Annotated in this window: 17 protein-coding genes; 3 read left to right on the top strand and 14 right to left on the bottom strand. The window is 65.1% G+C overall.

The genetic code is table 11. The annotated features are described in order from the left end of the window. Positions 1-205 precede the first annotated feature (205 nt). From Q0030_RS14570 to Q0030_RS14540, 7 genes are read right to left on the bottom strand one after another with little or no spacing between them, the layout of a single operon-like run. Positions 206-655: an OB-fold domain-containing protein gene (locus tag Q0030_RS14570; protein WP_298367975.1), complete on the bottom strand. Its 450-nt coding sequence runs from the start codon at positions 653-655 to the stop codon at positions 206-208. Next, a complete protein-coding gene (locus Q0030_RS14565; RefSeq protein WP_298367973.1) occupies positions 652-1,848 on the bottom strand; it encodes an acetyl-CoA acetyltransferase in 1,197 nt (398 codons plus the stop codon). The genes Q0030_RS14570 and Q0030_RS14565 overlap by 4 nt, the downstream gene beginning before the upstream one ends. After that, positions 1,845-3,128, bottom strand: a complete 1,284-nt coding sequence (locus Q0030_RS14560) for a CoA transferase (protein ID WP_298367972.1) — start codon at positions 3,126-3,128, stop codon at positions 1,845-1,847. Before Q0030_RS14560 ends, Q0030_RS14565 begins: the two co-directional genes overlap by 4 nt. Positions 3,129-3,181: 53 nt before the next feature. After that, entirely contained in the window at positions 3,182-4,405 is a 1,224-nt protein-coding gene (locus tag Q0030_RS14555; RefSeq protein ID WP_298367969.1) for an ABC transporter substrate-binding protein, read from the bottom strand. A 28-nt stretch (positions 4,406-4,433) separates the two neighbouring features. Then, the gene (locus Q0030_RS14550; protein ID WP_298367967.1) at positions 4,434-5,396 is read right to left on the bottom strand and encodes a PDR/VanB family oxidoreductase; all 963 of its coding nucleotides are present in this window, start codon (positions 5,394-5,396) and stop codon (positions 4,434-4,436) included. A gap of 12 nt (positions 5,397-5,408) precedes the next feature. Beyond that, the gene (locus Q0030_RS14545; RefSeq protein WP_298367965.1) at positions 5,409-6,728 is read right to left on the bottom strand and encodes a Rieske 2Fe-2S domain-containing protein; all 1,320 of its coding nucleotides are present in this window, start codon (positions 6,726-6,728) and stop codon (positions 5,409-5,411) included. 13 nt (positions 6,729-6,741) lie between these two features. After that, on the bottom strand, positions 6,742-7,068 hold the full coding sequence (locus tag Q0030_RS14540) for a hypothetical protein (protein WP_298367962.1): 327 nt from the start codon (positions 7,066-7,068) through the stop codon (positions 6,742-6,744). 214 nt (positions 7,069-7,282) lie between these two features. Here Q0030_RS14540 and Q0030_RS14535 point away from each other — a divergent pair, with 214 nt between their 5' ends. Then, a complete protein-coding gene (locus Q0030_RS14535; RefSeq protein WP_298367959.1) occupies positions 7,283-7,759 on the top strand; it encodes a MarR family winged helix-turn-helix transcriptional regulator in 477 nt (158 codons plus the stop codon). Between the two features lie 9 nt (positions 7,760-7,768). On the opposite strand, the gene Q0030_RS14530 is transcribed toward Q0030_RS14535, so the two are convergent. Genes Q0030_RS14530 through Q0030_RS14515 form a run of 4 tightly spaced genes read right to left on the bottom strand, consistent with a single transcriptional unit; the run spans position 7,769 to position 13,096 of the window. Beyond that, complete coding sequence (locus Q0030_RS14530; RefSeq protein WP_298367956.1) at positions 7,769-8,962, bottom strand: CoA transferase; 1,194 nt, start codon at positions 8,960-8,962, stop codon at positions 7,769-7,771. Between the two features lie 10 nt (positions 8,963-8,972). Beyond that, positions 8,973-11,210: an acyl-CoA dehydrogenase family protein gene (locus Q0030_RS14525; RefSeq protein ID WP_298367954.1), complete on the bottom strand. Its 2,238-nt coding sequence runs from the start codon at positions 11,208-11,210 to the stop codon at positions 8,973-8,975. Positions 11,211-11,219: 9 nt separating this feature from the next. Continuing rightward, complete coding sequence (locus tag Q0030_RS14520) at positions 11,220-12,029, bottom strand: enoyl-CoA hydratase-related protein (RefSeq protein WP_245452754.1); 810 nt, start codon at positions 12,027-12,029, stop codon at positions 11,220-11,222. 56 nt (positions 12,030-12,085) lie between these two features. After that, entirely contained in the window at positions 12,086-13,096 is a 1,011-nt protein-coding gene (locus Q0030_RS14515) for a GntR family transcriptional regulator (RefSeq protein WP_298367948.1), read from the bottom strand. Between Q0030_RS14515 and Q0030_RS14510 the strand changes: the two genes are divergently transcribed. Both Q0030_RS14510 and Q0030_RS14505 read left to right on the top strand, forming a co-directional pair. Then, a complete protein-coding gene (locus tag Q0030_RS14510; protein ID WP_298367945.1) occupies positions 13,034-14,173 on the top strand; it encodes an acyl-CoA dehydrogenase family protein in 1,140 nt (379 codons plus the stop codon). The genes Q0030_RS14515 and Q0030_RS14510 overlap by 63 nt on opposite strands. Positions 14,174-14,227: 54 nt before the next feature. Next, complete coding sequence (locus Q0030_RS14505) at positions 14,228-15,430, top strand: ABC transporter substrate-binding protein (protein ID WP_298368059.1); 1,203 nt, start codon at positions 14,228-14,230, stop codon at positions 15,428-15,430. Between the two features lie 47 nt (positions 15,431-15,477). Here Q0030_RS14505 and hutU read toward each other — a convergent pair whose 3' ends face one another. The 3 genes from hutU to hutI are packed head-to-tail and all read right to left on the bottom strand — an operon-like array spanning position 15,478 to position 19,937. Then, the gene (gene hutU / locus Q0030_RS14500) at positions 15,478-17,148 is read right to left on the bottom strand and encodes a urocanate hydratase (protein WP_298367943.1); all 1,671 of its coding nucleotides are present in this window, start codon (positions 17,146-17,148) and stop codon (positions 15,478-15,480) included. Positions 17,149-17,166: 18 nt separating this feature from the next. Then, entirely contained in the window at positions 17,167-18,726 is a 1,560-nt protein-coding gene (gene hutH, locus Q0030_RS14495) for a histidine ammonia-lyase (protein ID WP_298367941.1), read from the bottom strand. Further along, entirely contained in the window at positions 18,723-19,937 is a 1,215-nt protein-coding gene (hutI, locus tag Q0030_RS14490; RefSeq protein WP_298367938.1) for an imidazolonepropionase, read from the bottom strand. Before hutI ends, hutH begins: the two co-directional genes overlap by 4 nt. Positions 19,938-19,960: the final 23 nt, after the last annotated feature.

The raw sequence follows: 19,960 nt of genomic DNA, 5'->3' as shown, positions 1-19,960 counted from the left end.
CGGGGGCGGAAGATTGCATGTCATCTGCCGCGAGACAAGGACCCAGGCAGCTCATCCTGTCAGCGACGCTGACGCGAAAGCAGGCAAACCAGATGTCACCCGCGACGGATCACAGGTGCAGCGATCCATGGACCATCTATCTCCGGTAGACGCGCGATCGATTGCCCGTATCAAGCGCAGGGATGGATAGTAACTCCGAAGAAACCTACGCCCGGCGCCATTGCAGCAAGGAGTAAGGCGGGTTCGACTCCGGGTGATGCTCGAAGACCCCTTCGACATCGGCGCCGATTGCAACCGCCTGTTCGGGATCGCCGAGCAGATTGCCGACCATGCGGATGCCCCCGGCATGCGGCAGTTCGACAAGCACCGCGATGTACGGTCCATGCCCCTTCAGCGCCACATGTGACGGATGCCACGCGCGCTCCCAGCTGTAGATCCGGCCGCGCGGCGCGACTTCGGTCCATGCCGGGTCGAAGGCGTGGCAGCGGTGGCAGAGCCATTCGGGTCCGAACTGCCAGGTGTTGCAGTGGCCGCAGCGTTGCACCAGCAGCTTGCCCTGACGCAATCCTTCCCAATAGGGCGCGGACAGGCCGTCGGGCTCCGCGACCGGAATGGGCAAACCTGCCGGGAGATAGCGCGCGCTCGGGTTGCTCATAAGGTGGCCTCCGAACCCAAAATGAGGTCGCTCGCGGGAGAGACCATCGGACCTCCGATGACCATTGCGACCTCGCTGCGTCGAGCCTGGTTCGTCGACGTGCCGCGCACCTGGCGAACCGCTTCCAGGACGAGCTCAAAACCGTGCATGTAGCATTCGGCGAGGTTGCCGCCGCTGGTGTTGAGCGGCAAGCGCCCGGACGGCGCGATCAAATTGTCGAAGGTCAGGAAGTCGTTGGCTTCCTCCGGCTTGAAGAAGCCGTGCTCCGCCAGCGCCATCACGACACCGCCGGTGAAATTCTCGTACGCCTGGACCACGCCGACATCGGACGGCCCGACGCCGGCCATGCGGTAGAGATCGGGGGCGACGGTGTCGAAACTTGCCGTGGCGTAGAGCGGCGCGTTGTGCGCCGTCGCGGCCGCGCGATGTCCGGATCCGAACGCAGCTCCGAGCAGATAGGCCGGCTTGTGGCGGAATTCCGCGGCGCGCTCCGCCGATACCAGCACCAAGGCCGCGGCGCCGTCATTTTCCATGCAGCAATCGTAGAGATGGAAGGGCTCCACGATCCAGCGCGAGGCATCGTATTTCGCAACGTCCAACGGCTTGCCGTGCATCACGGCACGCGGGTTGGCCTGGGCATGGTGATACGAGGCCAACGCAATCGCGCGCAACGCCTCTTGCCGCACGCCATGCTCGTGCATGTAGCGCTGCACCCGCATGGCAAAACGCTGCGGTGGCGCCAGCACACCATAAGGCATCAGGTAGGACCGTTCGCCCGAAACCGTGTGGATCCCGCCCGCCTGTCCGAACCGGCCATATTGGCCCTGCGCCAGCGAGCGGAACACCACGACACAATCGGCGAGGCCCGCGACGATCGAGGCCGCCGCGTTGGCAACCGCAGCACAGCAACCGCCGCCACCTCCGCCCCATTGCATGGTGGCGGAACGCAACCGATGCGTCCCCAGCGCCGCCGCGAGCCGCGAGGCCTCGTTGCGATCGTCGCTGTAGGACGAGAACCCGTCGATCTCGCGCGGATCGAGTCCGGCATCCTCGCACGCCGCCAGGATGGCTTTCAGCGCGAGCTTGAATTCCGGGTCGGGGGATGCACCGTGGCGATAATATTCCGTCTCGCCAATCCCGATCACAGCCACACGGCCACGCAGCGTCCGCTCGTCTCGCGCGCGCGCCGTCACGGCTTGGCATCCCGACGCGAAGGCTGGTTGCCGAAGGCCCCGACTGCGGCAAGGCGCGCGATCTCGGCCTCATCGTAGCCGAGCAACTCGCGCAGCACATTCTCGGTGTGTTGCCCAACGGCTGGTGCCGCAACGGGATCGACGATCGGCGTCCGCGAATAGCGGATCGGCAGGTTCACGTTCGGCACCCAACCAACCGTCTCGTGCGGGATCCTCGTGACGATCCCGCGCTCCCTTGCCTCCGCGGAGCGGATCGCCTCGCCGACGGTGCGCACCTGACCGCAGGGCACCCCGGCCGCCCGCATCCGCGACTGCCAGTGCGACCAGGGCTGCCGGGCAAAGGCATCGCCGAGAATCGCAAACAGCTCCCCGCGCTGACGGATTCGGTCGGGGCCAGTTGCGTAGATCTCGGCCGCCGCGAGATCCTCGCGTTCGAGAACCTGCGCCATCAGGCGCTGAAAGATCTTGTCGTTGCCGCAATTGATATAGAAGGCGCAATCGCTGGCCTGAAACACACCCGACGGACACGTATCCGGACTGGTGTTGCCGCTTCGCTTCGGATCGGCATTGTTGAAAAGCGACTGCATGGTCGCATAGCCGGTCATCAGGACGGCATTCTCGAACAACGACACCTCGATGGCCTGGCCCTGCCCGCTCCGTTCGCGTGCGAACAACGCGCCAAGGATCGCATTGCTGGCCATCATCGCGGTGCTGATATCCATCACCGGCGACAATGCGCGCACACCCTCGCGGTCGGCATAGCCGTTCATGGACACAAAACCGCTCTCGACCTGCGCGATCGGATCGAAGCCGAGCCGGTCCGAAAACGCTCCGTCGCGGCCATAGGCCGACACCGAGCAATAGATGATTTCGGGCTTGATCTTGCGGCAGCTCTCATAATCGAGCCCCAGCCGGGCCATCACGCTCGCCGAAAAATTCTCGACAAGGACGTCCGCCGTTGCGATCAGCTCGCGCGCGACCTTCAGGCCCTCGGGCGATTTGAGATCGAGGGCGACGCTGCGCTTGTTGCGGTTGGTCCAGAGGAACGGCGCACCGTGCCTGAGATCGGGATGCACCGGGGGATAGCGGCGCAAATCGTCACCGCGGCCGGGCGCTTCGACCTTGATCACCTCGGCGCCCATGTCGGCGAGGATCATGGTCGCAAACGGTCCCGCGATGAAATGCGAGAAATCGATCACACGGACCCCCTCGAGCGCCCTTGGCGCATCGACAGGGCGCGGCGTGTGCTCGGGGAAGTCGGCTTCAAGCTGATCCAGCATCTGGACGTCCGTCAGTTTGAGAAGTGTTGATCCGAGGGTCTCGGCACTCGTCGTCAATTGCTCTTCGGCGGCTCGGCGAGCGAGCAACCGCCCTGGTCGAGCGGCCGAAACGCCTCCGGCCCGGACAGCACGCCGACCTGCTCCAGCAGGTCCCACTTGCTCTTCGACGCGTTCGGGCTCTTCACTTTGAAGATGTACATGTTGTGAATGGCGCGGCCGTCCGCGCGCACCACGACCGGCCCGAACAAGGCGTCGTCGATCGGCTTCTCCTTCAACTTCCGGATCACGGCCGGCGCGTCATTGATTCCTGCCGCCAACGCCGCGTTGAGATAGGCAAGCACGGAGGAGTAGACGCCGGCGTGGAACGCGGTCGGCGATTGGCCGTGCTGACGCGCGCTGAATTTGGCCGACCAGGCACGGCTGGCATCGTTGAGGTCCCAGTAGAACGGCTGGGTGATGATCAGCCCCTCCCCGACCGCAAGTCCGCTCGACTCGACATCGTTGGTGGTGGTCAACAGCGCCGCGAAGGTGCGCCCGCTCTGCTTCAGCCCGAACTCGGCGGATTGCTTGATCAGGCTGACCGTGTCGCCGCCGGCGGTCGCGAACGCGATCACATCAGCGCCGGAGCCCTCGGCTTGCAGGATGAATGAGGCATAGTCCGCATTGTTGATCGGCACATTGACCGACCCGAAAACGGTGCCGCCGCCGGCGCCGATCACCGCCGTGCCGTCGCGCACCATCGACTTGCCGAGCGCATTGTCGGTCGCGATGAAGTACCATTTCTTGCCGCCGTGACGCACTAGATAGGTGCCGATCGTGTGCGAGGCTGCCCAGGTGTCGAACGTCCATTGGATCGTGTTGGGCGAACAGTATTTCCCGGTCAGGTCAGAGGACGCCGCGCTCGATGCGATCAGCGCGGCCTTGCTGCCACGCACGACCTCGTTGACGGCGAGCCCGACAGCCCAGTTCGGCACGTCGGCGACCGCATCGACCTTCTCCTGGTCGATCCAGCGGCGCGCAATTGCGGCGCCGACATCCGCCTTGTTCTGGTGATCGGCCGAGACGATCTCGACCTTGAAGTCGGGATGAAGCCGCATGAAATCCTCGGCGGCCATTTTGGCCGCCGTCACCGAACCTTCGCCGGCATTGTCCGAGTAAGGGCCGGACGCGTCGTTGAGCACGCCGATCTTGAGGGAGCGCGCAGCGTCCGCCGACGCGGGCGAACTGGCGCAAGCGGCCAGCAAAGCCATTGCGGCAATTTGCGAAAGATACTTCATTTCTTTCCACCCGTCGTATGTTGTCGTCCTAGAGATCGAGCACGAGCGTGCGGGACCTGGCGCCCGAGCAGCAGATCATGACGCTGGTGTTCGCCGCCTGCTCTTCCTTGCTCAGAAACTGGTCGCGATGATCGGGTATGCCCTCGAGCACGCGCGTCTCGCAGGTGCCGCAGACCCCTTCGGCGCAGGCGTAGTTCGCGGTGATGCCGGCAGCCAGCAAGGCATCGAGAATCGTCTTGCCGGGCTCGACCGCAATCGTGCGATTGCTTCGCGCGAGCCTGACCTCGAAGCCGCCCTCGGTGACCGGCGCTTCCCGCGCCTTGAAATATTCGACATGCACGCGATCCGAAGGCCGATCGGCCGCCGCTGCCTCGAATGCCGAGAGCATGGGCACCGGACCGCAGCAATAAAGATGCGCGTGGGCCTGTGCGTTTCCGACAATTGCCGGCAGGTCGAACAGACGCCCCGATCGCTCATCGTCGAAATCGAGATGTATCCTGGAATGAAGATCGGATCGGAATGTGTCGAGCTCGTCGAGGAATGCTGCGGCGGCGCGCGTCCTCGCGGCGTAAAACAACTCCCAGCGGCGTCCGAGCACCTCCAGACGCCGGATCATCGACAGCAATGGCGTGATGCCGATGCCCCCGGCGATCAGGACCGAATGCTCCGCCTCTTCGTGCAGCGCGAAATTGTTGCGCGGCCAGAAGATCGTCATGATGTCGCCGACCTTCATGGAGTCGTGGACGAAGCTGGAGCCGCCCCGGCCCTCGACATCCTTATTGACGGCGATCACATAGCGGTGCCGCTCGCGCTGATCGTTGACCAGCGAGTAGCTGCGGATCATGCCGTTCGGCAGATGCAGGTCGATATGGCTGCCGGCGGTGAACGGAGCAAGCTCTCCGCCGGACCGCGCGATCAGCTCATAGGAATTGATCCGCTCGGCCTCGTAGCCGATGCGCTTGACCAGCACGTCCTGCGTCACGTCAGCCATCGCGGGACGCGCTCACAGCTCGTACCCGAAATCGGCGCCGAGCTTCGCCCGCATGAACGGCGCGCCGACGTCGACCCAGGAATCCTCCGGCGGCAGCCGCAGCGACACCGCGCGCACCATGAACACATCGGGGTCCAGGACACCCTTAGGCTTGATCGCGTGATCGCGATAGGCGCCGAGCGCTTCCAGAATGAAGCGCCGCGTCATCGCAATTCCCGTGTCGCTCGAGCAGAGCGTCTCCTTGGTGCGATCGAAGATCGGCGAAACGCCGCTCTGGCAGGCGCCGTCCTGCACCCAAAGCCCCGGCAGGCCCGAGAACCAGGTGGTGCGCTGCGCCTCGTAGTCGAACTGAAATCCGTTCTGCGGATTGTATTTGGTCCAGTAGCCGGCATACGGGACCGTCACCGGGTGCTGGACCAGCGCGTGGCGGCTGGCATGGCCACTCTCGCGGCCCTTGTGGCCTTCGGCGAACACCTGCCGCGTCTTCTCCAGCAGCGGTTCCGACGGATGATAGGAGAACATGATGCAGAGCGTGTTCTCGTCATCGATCGGCACCCAGGCGTGCCCGCTCAGATCCGGGAACGGCGACAGCGGGGGCACCAGCGTATAGAACGGCAGCATGAACTGGTTGACGCGCCAGTACAGCGTATTGGCATCGTAGTTGCGCCGCGCAGCGATGCTCATGCCGAAGTCTTGCTTGATGCATTCGAAGGTCGGCCGCAGGTCGCGCTTCTGGATCCAGGCGCTGGTCGTGCCCTGCGCGTCGAGCCGGCCGTGCAGCAGCGGCGCGTGCGCCGAGTCGATCTCGCCTTCGACCGCTTGCAGCCAGTTACACTCCTGGACGCGGACCGAGATGTGCACCTGCTCGGCCGGCACCAGATTCCATTCGAGGTTGGGCAGCGGCAGAAGCTCGGCCTGGTCCGGGCCCATGTAGGTCCAGATCATCCCGTTGCGCTCCTTGCAGGGATAGGCCTTGATCCGCACCCGCTCCTTGAGGCGGCTGCGCACCGGCTCCGCGGGCATATCCGTCACCGCTCCGGTGACGTCGAATTTCCAGCCGTGATAAACGCAGCGCAGCCCGCAATCCTCGTTTCGTGCGAAGATCAGCGGCGCGCCGCGATGCGGACAGGCTTGATCGACCAGCCCTACCCGCCCCTCGGTGTCGCGGAAGGCGACCAGATCCTCGCCGAGCAGCCGGATGCGCTTCGGCTGTCCGTCCTTGGCGAGGTCGGCCGACGGCAGGAAGGGAATCCAATAGAGCCGAAACAGGTCGCCGAGCGGCGTGCCCTTGCCGACCCTCACCAGGCGTTCATTGTCTTCGCGCGAGAGCATGGGTTTGCCTCCTTCAATTGCGTGTAGTCGGGGCCGCTACGCCGCCGAGAAGCACGGCGACGCGGTCGGACAGTCCGAGATCCTGAGCGGTCCAAAGCGGATCGGATGCGGTGAGCGGCTTGCGTGGCATGGGGGGCTGCTTGCCCTTCTCGACCAGGCCGACGATCAATTCGATGCGGCGCCGCTCCAGCTCCCGCAATGCGTCCTCGACGACGGCGGCCTCCGCCGTGCATCCCGGCAGCTCCGGATAGGCCAGCCGAACCCGCCACTGCCCCGGCTCGGTTTCGACGGCCTCGGCCTCAAGCAAATAGGGAATCGACAGCAGCTCACGCAGGTCCAATTTCAACCTCCCTGAACGATGTCTCGGCATCGCATTTGATACGTATACGTACTACATTGCCAGATAGCTGACAAGAGCCGAAAGTAGCTGCATGTTCTGGGAACGGACCGGGGTGCGGTTCACCGCAGGGTTGAGGACGTCAGGCCAAGCTGCTAACGGCTAGCGCGAATTCGAAAAATCGGAGTCCAACGACGGCATGGCAGCCGACAAGGGTATGAAAACGAGTTCGGCCACGGATATTGCGCACGACTGGCAACTCGAAGGCGGCGTCGGATTTCTGCTGCGGCTGCTGGAAGCCCGCTACGACGGGCTCTATCAGAGCATGACCCGCCAGAGCGACATCACGCCGCGGCAATTCGGCGTGCTGATGGCACTGTACCAATTGGGTCCTCTCACCCCCTCGGTGTTGGCAGACCGGATCAGCTGCGACCGCAACACGCTCAGCGAAATGCTGAAGCGGATGGTCGCGCGGCGGCTGGTCTCGAAGAAGAACAATCCGGACGACCGCCGCTCGCTCCAGGTGCAGATCACCGCCAAGGGCGAGGAAGCGCTTCTGGCCGTCATTCCGGCCGCCGCCGAGTTGCAAAGCATCATGCTGGCTCCCTTGCGCAAGGAGGACCGCGCGCATTTCCTGAAATGCCTGCTCGCGATCGCGAAGGCTCCGCCGCCGGACGCTCCGTCCGATACCTGAGATCGCTGCCTAGGCCGGCGTCCTGCCAAACGTGCCGGCAGCGGCGAGCGCCGCGATCGCCTCCGGTGACAATCCGAGGATCCGCGAGAGCACATCGTCCCGCTGCGCGCCGATCCCGGGCACTTGACTTCCGATCGATGTATCGGCCCCGGACATCTGCCATGGCGCATTGACGCCGACGAATTCGCCGGCGCCATCCGAGACCGTGCCAAACACACCACGTTGACGCAAATGGGCATCGGTCAGCGCCGCGCCCGGCGTCCGGTACTCGGCGCAGGGCACGCCGGCGCGATCAAGCGCCGCGATGCATTCAGCGACGGTGTGACGCTCGGTCCATTGCTCGATCACCTGCATCATGGCGGTCCAGTTGGCGCCGCGCGCCGGAATGGTCGCAAAGCGCGGATCGTTCGCCAGCTCGTCCTGCCCCGTGACCTCGCACAGCGCCGCAAAATTGCGCGGCGTGACCGGAGCGATCAGGATATCGCCATCGCGCGTGCGGACCGGCCCATAGGTTGGACGCGGCGAGCGGATCGGGAACTGGGCTTCCTGGAGTTCATAGACCAGCAGGTTGAGCATGCAGTCCATCAAGGCCACATCGACGCGCTGCCCCTTCCCGGTGCGTTCGCGCTGGACCATCGCGGTCTGGATCGCCGAGTATCCGAAGATGCCGCCGAGGATGTCGGCGACAAAGATCGCTCCGGCGGCCGGACGCTCCCGGTCGCCGGCATAGCGCATCAGCGAGGTATCGAACCCGCTTTCGGCGTGCACGATCATGGCGTAGGCTGCGCGCTCGGCAGCTGGGCCTGTCTGCCCATAGCCCGAGATTGAACAATAGATCAGGCGCGGGTTGATCTCGCGAAGCGCGTCATAGCCGAGGCCGAGCCGATCCATCACTCCCGGGCGGAAATTCTCGACGAGGATGTCCGCCTCCGCGACCATGCGATGCACGAGCTTGATGGCATCGGCGTTCTTCAGGTCCAGCGCCAGGCTGCGCTTGCCGGCATTGAGCTGGCCGAAATAGGTGCTGTGGCCTTCGCGCAGCGGCGTCCGCAGCCGCATGTCGTCGCCTTCCGGCGGCTCGATCTTGATGACCTCGGCCCCGACGTCGGCGAGCAGCCGCGCGCAATACGGCCCCGCCACCATGATGGAAAAATCCAGCACGCGCACACCGGCGAGCGGCGTCCTGTCGCCATCCTTCTGCATCCGATCTCTCCTATCTCGGCAGCCCGAGCGCGCGTTGCGCGATCAGGCTGCGCTGAATCTCGTTGGTCCCGATGCTGATGACCCACATCAGCGAGTGCCGCAGATTCTGCTCGAAGCGGCCGTTATCGATCGCGCCCGGCATCTGTTCGGACAGCGCGGCGCGCATCCCGAGAATGTCGAGCGCAGCCTCACCGAAACGCTCCATCAGCTCTCCAGAGAACACCTTGCTGATCGCACCATATTCCGGCGGCGTCACGCCATCGGCGGCAAGCTCGGCACAATGCATCATCAATTGGCGGCCGATCTCGATCTCGGACGCCAGGGTCGCCATCCTGTCGCGGACGATCGGATCATCGGCCAGGGACTGCTCACCTTGCTCCGCCATCACATGCGAACGCAGCTGCTCGAAGGCGTGCGCGACCTTCAGGACGATCCCGCCACCGACCAGCCCGCGCTCGAAGGCCAGCGCGCCGGTCAGCACCTTCCAGCCGCCATTGACTTCGCCGATCAGGTTCTCGGCGGGAATGCGGACATTGTCGTAGAAGATGTTGGCAAACGTGCCGTCATACATGGTGACGGATGGACGGATGGTGATGCCCGGCGCATCCATCGGCACGATGAACATGCTGATGCCGGCATGCGGCGGCCTCGCGTCCTTGTCGGTTCGCGCGGCGAGGAACATGTATTTGCCCCACCAGGTGGTCGTCCAGATCTTCTGGCCGTTGATCACCCAGTGATCGCCGTCCCTGATCGCACTGGTGCGCAGCGCCGCGAGGTCCGAGCCCGCCTGCGGCTCGCTGTAACCCATGCCGTGCATGGCTTCGCCGCGCAGGATTTCCGGAAGGTATTTTTGCTGCTGCTCTGATGTGCCGAACATCATCAGCGCATTGGCCTGGATCGCCGCGCCGATCCGTGGCGCCTCGCCCCGCTCCATCGTCTCCATGAAGGCGATCTGCTCCAGCGGAGAGCGTGCCTGGCCGCCGAACTGCTCCGGCCATCCAAGGCCGATCCATCCGGTCCCGCCGATCTCGCGGGCGAAGTCGGTATCGAACTCACGCTTGGCGAACGGCCTCCGGTCGAAGGCTTGCTTTGTGTCTCCGGTCCAGTTTTGTTCGAGCCAGAACCGAACCTGCTCGCGAAACGCATTTCCGGCGGACCCGAGGTCGTATTGCGGCAGCCCGGCGCCGCCCCCATCCAACAGTCGCGTGGCCAATCTGTGTTTTGCGTCCGAGGCGCCGCCGAGCGCGATCGTATCGAGGTGCACGCGCTTGAAATGGATCGGCGCCTCGTGCTCCTCGGCATAGCCGATCGCACCGAATGTATGCTGGGTCTCCAGCGAGACCTGCCGCAGCGCATTGCCGGAGAACGCCGACGCGCAATCGGCGAAGTAGCGCCAGTCGTCGTCGCTGCCATCATGCAGTCTGGCGGCATGCTCGAGGATTAGCCTGACGCCTTCGAGCGCGATCAGGCAATTCGCCAGTTTGTGCTGGATCGCCTGGAACTTGCCGATCGGCTGTCCGAACTGTTGCCGTTCCTTGGCGTAGTCCACGGCCAGCTCAAATGCCCGCCGCGCCGCGCCGTAAGCGCGCGCGGTCAACGCCGCTCTGCCCTTGATGCGGAGATCGTCCAGATCGACCGTTCCAACCAAAATGCGCGTGAGCGGCGCGCCGTTCAGCCTGACCTCGTAGAGCCCCCACGCTCCCATCGCGCGGGTCGCGACGCATTCGACACCGGGACCGCCAAGATCGATCAGCGCAAGATGGGCTTGATCGAGCGCGACCAGAAGATGCGTGGCACCTCCCGCCGCCTCGACGAAGCGGAGCGCACCCGTTGCCTTGAGGTCGGTGACCTCGATCGCGCCCGTACCAGGGTCGGGGTCCAGCGCACCGAACGAGAAGGCGACGATCGCCTTCCCGGAGTGCAGCCGCTCCAGCAGATCCACCACGACATCGGCCTGCGATCCGGAGATCGCAAGATTGGCGAGCGCTGCAGACCACATCGGCGCCGGACACCCGGCGCGGCCGAGCTCCGCCATGACGACGAGAATCTCGGCGAGCCCGCCTTCGCCACCTTCTGCACCGAGCGCGGCGACGCCCTGCCCGACCAGCTTGCGCCAGATCGCCGATATCTCCTCCGACGAGGACGACGCCGTTGCACCAAGCGAGCGCCAATGCTCATCCAGGAAGCCGCGCAAGGAGTCGCGCAACATTCCCGTGACATTCTCGTTCGACGCGTCAGTCGTCGCCATGGCTCAAGCCTATGCCTGGCCGAACCTGGGCTTGCGCTTCTCCTTGAACGACATGGTCGCCTCCTTGTGGTCGGCGGTCTCGAACGTCACCTGCTCCAGCGCCATCGAGGCCTCCAGCAACATGTTCACGCGCTCCTTGACGATCTGGTTGATCGACAGCTTGGTCCAGCGAATGGCCCAGGTCGGACCGTTCGCGAGCTCGACCGCAATCTCGCGGGCCTTGGCCAACACCTCCGCGCGCGGCGCGACGTGGTTGACCAGCCCGATCCGTTCCGCCTCCTTGCCCTTCAGGAGCGTGCCGCGGATCAGGAATTCCTTGGCCTTGTTGATGCCGATCAGCAAGGGCCAGATCACCGTGCCGCCATCGCCCGCGACCAGGCCGACGCGCGAGACGTGGGTGTCGCCGATCCGGGCATCTTCGGCCATCACGGTGATGTCGCAGAGCAGCGCATGGGTCGCCGCCAAGCCGATGGCGTCGCCGTTGATCGCCGCAATGATCGGCTTGTCGAGCTCGAGCTGGCGGGTGACGCCGCGTCGGCTGATCATGGGATCGTGGACTTCGCCCTCCTCGAGCACGTCGCCGCCCGGCCGTTCGGACATCGCCTTCACGTCACCACCGACGCTGAAGAAGTCGCCGGCGCCGGTCAGCACCACGGCATTGACGGCGTGATCGTCGGCGAGGTCGTCCCAGATCGTCCGCAACTCGCGGATCAGCTTCTGGTTGATGGCATTGCGCGCCTGCGGGCGGTTCAAGGTCACGGTCGCGACCTTGTCCGCGACCTCGACCGTCAGGCATTCATACTTGGCGTAGTTGGACACGTTTGCCTCCGTTGTTATTGCTGTTTGAGTGTTGATTTATTCGCCGGCGCGGCGCGCTACCGGCGCAGTCCGGGCTGCACGTCGGCTAATGCGACGTGAAGCGACATGGCCCCCGGATCCTGCTCCAGCATGCGCTGCACCGATTCCAGGTGCGAACGCAGCAGCCGGCTCGCCAGCGCCACGTTTCGTTCGCTCAGCGCCGCCAGGAATTGCCGCCGCTTTTCGGCGAGCCGCGCCATCGCAACCCCGCTCGAGGCGACCTTGGCGTAGACGAAGCGCATGTGGATCTCGGTGACCGAGTCGACGATCATCGCGATCACCTTGTTGCCAGTCGACGCAGCCAGCAGCTTGTAGAACTCGCGAGAGCATTCGACCCGATCGAGCAGCCGACCTTCCTTCGTCGCAAGCTCCGTTCGCTCGATATTGGCTTCCAGCGCATCGAGGTCGCCCCTTCGTGCATTTGCGCACGCGAGTTGCACAACAAGGTCGAGCACGTGGACCCGCGCTTCCGACAATTCCCGCACGGATATCGTCCCGAGGCTCAGCATGTCGCGCATGACCTCGTTCATGCGCCGGGTGTCGCCCTGCTGGATGAAGGCGCCGCCCTTGACGCCCTTCTGCAGCCGCAGCACGCCGGCCATCTCCAGGCTGCGTAGCGCTTCCCGCAGCACATTCCGGCTGACGCCGAGCTGCTGGGCGAGCTCGCGCTCGGCCGGCAGCTTGTCGCCGGGCTTCAGCACGCCGAGCGCGAGCTGCTCGCGAATCCGCTCGCAGATCTCCTCGAACGTCCGCCTGGTGTGGATCGGCTTGAATGTCGGCACGGCCGCGGAGCCGGCCGCACGAAGATCGGTGGCCCGCTCCCTGCGGTTCGGCGAGGCGGTGCGGGGGCGCTGCGGCGCGCGAGGGCTTGACTTGGTGCTCATGCGGTGAATTATTAAATGGATCACCCATTCAATGGAAGCCCCTTTTTTGGCTTCCGGCAAAGAAAACAGACGGGAGCCCGTATGAGTTTTTCCGAGGAGCAGGTCGCCTTCCGCGACAACGTGCGCAGGATGGTCGCCAGGCATGTGGCGCCGATCGCCGCCGAAATCGACGAGACCGACCGTTTCCCGCTCGAGCTGGTCAAACTGTTCGGCGAGATGGGGCTGATGCAGCTCTGGGTGCCGGAGCGCTATGGCGGCCCGAACGGCAACCTCACCATGGCCTGCATTGCGCGCGAGGAGATATCGAAGGTCTCGCCCGCCTGCGCATCGATCGCGGCCCTCAACACCATGTTCATCATGCCGCTGCTGCATTTCGGCTCGGAAGAGCAGCGCAAGAAATATTTGCCGATCATCGCCGAGGGTGGTGTGGTCACGGCGATCGCGATCTCGGAGCCACAGGCCGGCTCCGACGTCGCCGCGCTCAACACCCGCGCCCGGAGGGACGGCGACAGCTATGTCCTCAACGGCCGCAAGCAATGGTGCAGCTACGGCGTCGTCGCCGACTACATCGTGGTGATGGCGCGGACCAGTGACGGAGCCGGCGCCGATGGCATCAGCGCCTTCATCGTCGAGCCGAAGAAAATGCCGGGCATTACGTTCGGCCGCCACGAGCGCAAGATGGGCTTTCGCGGCGCCCCCAACACCCCGATCTTCTTCGACAATGTCCGGGTGCCGGCCGACAACCTTGTCGGCGAGGAAGGCAAGGGTTTTCGCGCGTCGATGCGCGCGCTCGACCTCAACCGCCCGACCATCGGCGCCCAGTCGGTCGGCCTCGCCCAAGGTGCGCTCGATGCATGCATCGCCTACGCCAAGGAGCGCAAGCAGTTCAAAAAGCCGATCGCCGAATTCCAGGGCGTGCAGTTCATGCTCGCCGACATGGCGATGCAAATCGAGGCGGCCCGCGCGCTGGTCTACGAATGCGCCCGCGCCGGCGATGCCGGCGACTGGAAGCGGCTCAACGCGCTTGCCAGCATGGCCAAATGCGTCGGCAGCGACATGGCCATGAAAGTGACGACCGACGCGGTCCAGATCTTCGGCGGCTACGGCTACACCATGGACTACCCGGTCGAACGCATGATGCGCGACGCCAAGCTGACGCAGATTTTCGAAGGCACCAACCAGATCCAGCGCGTGGTGATCGCCCGCGAGCTGCTGCTCTAGCGCAGATCGATTGCAACAAGAAACGAATTACAGGGAGAAACGACCTTGAACCACATCATCGACCGGGCTTTGGCGGCCGTCGCGCTGTCAGCCCTGCTGGCGGCGCCTGCCTACGCGCAGAAGGCCTATGGACCAGGCGCCAGCGATACCGAGATCAAGCTCGGCCAGTCGACGCCGCTGAGCGGTCCCGCCTCCGCGTTCGGCGCCGGCGCCGGGCGCGCCGTGGTCGGCTATTTCGAGATGCTGAATACGAAGGGCGGCATCAACGGACGCAAGATCAACTTCACCCAGCTCGACAACGCCTACAGCGCGCCGAAGGCGGTCGAGCAATCCCGCAAGCTGATCGAGGACGTCGGCATATTGGCCGAGGTCGGCACGATCGGCACCGCGCCCAACGTCGCGATCCAGAAATACCTCAACGCCAAGCAGGTGCCGCAGCTCTTCATCACCGCAGGCGGACGCCGCTTCAACGATCCCAAAACTTTCCCGTGGACGATCCCGCTCTATCCGGACTTCGAAACCGAAGGCCGCGTGATCGCCAAGTACATCCTGCGCGCAAAACCCGACGCCAAGATCGGCGTGCTCTACCAGAATGACGACTACGGCAAGGATTATCTCAAGGGCCTCCGCGCCGGTCTCGGTCCGAAGGCCGAGCTGATCGTCGCCCAGGCCTCCTACGAACTTGCCGACCCGACGATCGACTCGCAGATCGTCCAGCTGAAGGCCGCCGGCGTCGACACGCTGATCGAGCAGTCGTCATCGAAGGCCGCCGCGCAATCGATCCGCAAGGTCTACGAGCTCGGCTGGAAACCGCTGCACGTGATCGGCGGCTCGACGGCATCGGTTGAAACCATCCTGAAGCCCGCGGGCCTCGAAGCATCGAAGGGGCTGGTCACCACCCAGTTCCTCAAGCAGCCCGGCGACCCGGCCTGGGCCAAAGACGACGAGGTCAAGGCCTACAAGGATTTCCTGAAGACGTACGCAGCTTCGGCCAACCCGGACGACTATTCGGTGCTGGTTGCCTATATGAACGTGCACGCCGTGGAGCTGGCGTTGCGCAAATGCGGCGACGATCTCACCCGCGAGAACCTGATCAAGCAGGCGACGTCGCTGAACGGCGAGCGGCTGCCGATGATGCTTCCGGGCGTCTCGATCAGCACCCGGCCCGGCGACTACACGCCGTTCAGGACGTTGCGGATCGCGACGTTCGACGGCGAGAGCTGGTCGCTGACCGGCGAGCCGCTGTCGGCCGATTGAGGCGGGTTGGCGAGAACCACCATCAGCGGCTTCTCGCCAACGTTATCTCAGGCGCGCAGGCTCGGCAGATCGAGCCCGTTGGCGCGGGCGCATTCGATCGCGGTTTCATAGCCGGCGTCGGCGTGGCGCATGACGCCGGTGGCCGGGTCGTTCCACAGCACGCGTTCGAGCCGGCGCGCCGCCTCCGGCGTGCCGTCCGCCACGATCACCATGCCGGCATGCTGCGAATAGCCGATGCCGACGCCGCCGCCATGGTGCAGCGACACCCAGGTGGCGCCGCTCGCACAGTTGAGCAGCGCATTGAGCAACGGCCAATCGGACACCGCATCGGAGCCGTCGCGCATCGCCTCGGTCTCGCGGTTCGGGCTTGCTACCGACCCGCTGTCGAGGTGATCGCGGCCGATCACGATCGGCGCCTTGAGCTCGCCACGCGCCACCATCTCGTTGAAGGCAAGGCCAAGCCGATGGCGGTCGCCGAGCCCGACCCAGCAGATGCGCGCCGGCAGCCCTTGAAACTTGATGCGTGCCTTCGCCATGTCGAGCCAGTTGTGCAGGTGGCTGTCGTTCGGCATCAGCTCCTTGACCTTGGCGTCGGTCTTGTAGATGTCCTCGGAATCGCCCGACAGCGCCGCCCATCGGAATGGCCCCACGCCGCGACAGAAGAGCGGACGAATATAGGCCGGAACGAAACCCGGGAAATCGAACGCCTGCTTCAGGCCCATGTCCTTGGCCATCTGGCGGATGTTGTTGCCATAGTCGAGCGTCGGAATTCCCTGCGCGTGGAAATCCAGCATGGCCTGCACGTGATCGACCATCGAGGTCTTGGCCGCCGTCTCGACCGCCTTCGGATCGGCGGCGCGCCGCGTCTCCCAGTCGACGAGGGTCCATCCCTTGGGCAGATAACCGTTGATCGGATCATGCGCACTGGTCTGATCGGTGACGATGTCCGGCCGCACGCCGCGTCGCACCAGTTCGGGAAATATCTCGGCCGCATTGCCGAGCAGGCCGACCGACACCGGCTTCCGCGTCTTGGCCGCGTCGGCAATGATCGCCAATGCTTCATCGAGCGTCGTCGCCTGCCGATCGAGATAACCCGTGCGCAGCCGCATCTCGATGCGGCTCGGTTGACATTCGACGGCGAGCATCGAGGCGCCGGCCATGGTCGCGGCCAGCGGCTGGGCGCCCCCCATGCCGCCAAGGCCCGCCGTGAGGATCCATTTGCCGGCGAGACTGCCGCCATAATGCCGGCGGCCGACCTCGACAAACGTCTCATAGGTCCCCTGCACGATCCCCTGGCTGCCGATATAGATCCAGGAGCCTGCCGTCATCTGGCCGAACATCATCAGGCCCTGGCGATCGAGCTCGTTGAAATGATCGAGCGTCGCCCAATGCGGCACCAGATTCGAATTCGCGATCAGGACGCGTGGCGCATCCGCATGGGTGCGGAAAATGCCGACTGGCTTGCCGGATTGCACCAGCAGCGTCTGGTCGCCTTCGAGCTTGCGCAGAGAGGCGGCGATCCGGTCAAAGCTCTCCCAGTCGCGCGCCGCACGCCCGATGCCGCCATAGACCACAAGCTCGCTCGGACGCTCGGCGACATCCGGATCCAGATTGTTCATCAGCATGCGCAGCGGCGCTTCGGTCAGCCAGCTCTTCGCGCTGATCTCGGTGCCGCGGGGCGCGCGGATGATACGTTCGTTATCCAGTCGGCGGTTCATGACGGATGTCCCTGTCGGCTAAGCAAGTTTTGGAAACGGATCGGACGAAAGGACTGCGATCGCAGCGGCGGGCAACGCGTCAGCTTCGACCAGCGACGCGGCGCGCGCGAGATCGTCGGCCATGTAGCGGTCCGCGGCGAGCGCCGGAACGTGCTCGCGCAATGCGGCAATCACCGCAGCGAGCGGCGCGCTGGTCGAATGCGGGGCGCGCAGCGTGATGCCCTGCGCGGCGACCAAAAGCTCGATGCCAAGGATGGCCGCGAGATTGTCGGCCATGTCGGACAGCCGGCGCGCGGCGTGCGCGGCCATCGAGACGTGATCCTCCTGGTTGGCGCTGGTCGGCGTGGAATCGATCGAGCACGGCATCGCGCGCTGCTTGTTCTCGGCATAGAGCGCCGCCGCCGTCACCTCGGCGATCATGAACCCGGAGTTGATGCCGGGCTCGGGTGTCAGGAACGGCGGCAAGCCGAAGTTCAGCGCGGGATCGACGAGGGTCGCGATCCGGCGCTCGCTGGTCGCGCCGATCTCCGAAAGCGCCAGCGCGATCTGGTCGGCAGCGAACGCCACCGGCTCAGCATGAAAATTGCCGCCCGAGACGATCTCGCCGGTCTCGACCAGGACCAGCGGGTTATCCGTCACCGCATTGGCCTCAATCGTCAGTCCGCGCGCGGCGTGCGCCAGCAGGTCGAGCACGGCGCCCGCGACCTGCGGCTGGCAACGCAGGCAATACGGGTCCTGCACGCGCTCATCGCCTTCGAGATGCGATTGTCTGATGTCGCTGCCGTCGAGCAAGGCGGTCAGGGCCGCAGCCGCAGCGATCTGCCCATCATGGCCCCGCAAGGACTGGATCTCCGGACGAAACGGCACCGTGGAGGCCATCGCCGCATCGACCGACAGCGCGCCGGTCACCAGTGCGGCACAGGCGAGACGATGCGCGCGTAACAGGCCGGAAATCGCATAGGCAGTCGAGAATTGCGTGCCGTTGATCAGCGCGAGTCCCTCCTTGGGACCGAGCGTCAGCGGCGCGAGACCGGCAGCGGCAAGCGCCTCATGACCCGGCACGATCTTGCCATCGAGGAATGCCTGCCCCTCCCCGATCATGACTGCGGTCATATGGGCGAGCGGCGCCAAATCGCCGGAGGCGCCGACCGAGCCCTGCTGCGGCACGAGCGGTGAGACGCCGCGCGCCAGCATGCCCTGCAACTGCTCGATGACGTCGCGACGTACGCCGGACGCGCCACGGCCGAGCGATATCACTTTCAACGCCATCATCAGGCGCACGATCGGCTCAGGCGTGACCGGGCCCACTCCGCAGCAATGCGACAGGATGAGGTTGCGCTGAAGCAGCACGGTCTGGTCAGGCGCGATACGCGTCGAGGCCAGCTTCCCGAAGCCGGTATTGATGCCGTACACGGGAACGGCGATACGCGCGGCCTTCGCCACGATCTCCGCGGCCGCCTCGACGAGCGGCCAGAACGATGGATCGAGCACGATGGGTGCGCCGGCGAGCACGCGTGCCAGCACGTCGAGGCCGACCGTTCCGGGCTTCACGACAATCGGAACATCCGGATCGCTCATTGGCCCCTCCACACCCGGCTGTGCAGCGGATTGAAGCCGATGCGGTAGACCAGCTCGGCGGGACGCTCGATGTCCCAGATCGCCAGATCGCAGCATTTGCCGGCCTCCAGCGTGCCGGTCTCGGCGAGCACGCCGAGCGCGCGCGCGCCTTCCCGCGTCACCCCGGCAAGACATTCGGCAACGGTCATGCGGAACAACGTCGCGCCCATATTCATCGCAAGCAGCAGCGAGGTCAGCGGCGAACTGCCGGGATTGCAGTCGGTCGCCAGCGCCATGTTGACGCCGTGGCTGCGGAACAGCTCGACCGGTGGCTTCTGCGTTTCGCGAATGAAATAGAACGCACCGGGCAGCAGCACCGCAACCGTGCCGGCCTTTGCCATCGCAACCGCACCGGCTTCATCGGTGTGCTCCAGATGATCGGCTGACAGCGCGGAGAATTGTGCCGCGAGCGCCGCGCCGCCGAGATTCGACAACTGATCCGCATGAAGCTTGACAGGCAGCCCGAGCGCACGTGCCGCCGCGAACACCCGAGCCGTCTGCTCTCCGGAAAATGCGATGCCCTCCATGAAGCCGTCGACGGCATCGGCAAGGCCGGCCTTGGCCACGGCCGGCAGCATCTCGTTGCAGACCAGATCGATGTAGCGGTCCTTGTCGCCATTGGCTTCGGGCGGCAAAGCGTGAGCACCCAAAAAAGAGGTGCGGATCGTAACCTCCCGCAAGCGGCCGAGGCTGCGTGCCGCCGCAAGCTGCCGCATCTCGGTCTCGACGTTAAGGCCATAGCCGGACTTGATCTCGACGGTGGTCGCCCCTTCGCCGATCAGCGCGTCCAGCCGCGGCAGTGCGCCGGCGACGAGCTCGGCCTCGGTCGCGCTCCGCGTTGCGGCAACGGTCGAGACGATGCCGCCGCCAGCGCGCGCGATCTCCTCATAGCTCGCGCCTTTCAGACGAAGCTCGAATTCGTGCGCGCGATTGCCGCCAAAGACGAGATGGGTGTGGCAATCGACCAGTCCCGGCGTGATCCAGCGGCCGCCGCAGTCGATCCGCTCGACGGCGTCTGCATTCACCGGAAAGTCGGACTGCGTGCCTGCATAGACGATGCGGCCGCCGCGCGCCGCGATCACGCCCTGCTCGATCTCGCCGAGATCGGCGCGATCGCCACGCATCGTGGCGAGCCGGGCGTTGTGCCAGATGCGATCGAAACGCTCTGCCATGCGATCGTCCCCTTGAGGTGGGA

The sequence above is a fragment of the uncultured Bradyrhizobium sp. genome (assembly GCF_947648125.1).
Taxonomy (GTDB): domain Bacteria; phylum Pseudomonadota; class Alphaproteobacteria; order Rhizobiales; family Xanthobacteraceae; genus Bradyrhizobium.
Note: the sequence above shows the minus strand (reverse complement) of the source record. Positions and strands in the feature narration are given on the sequence as shown.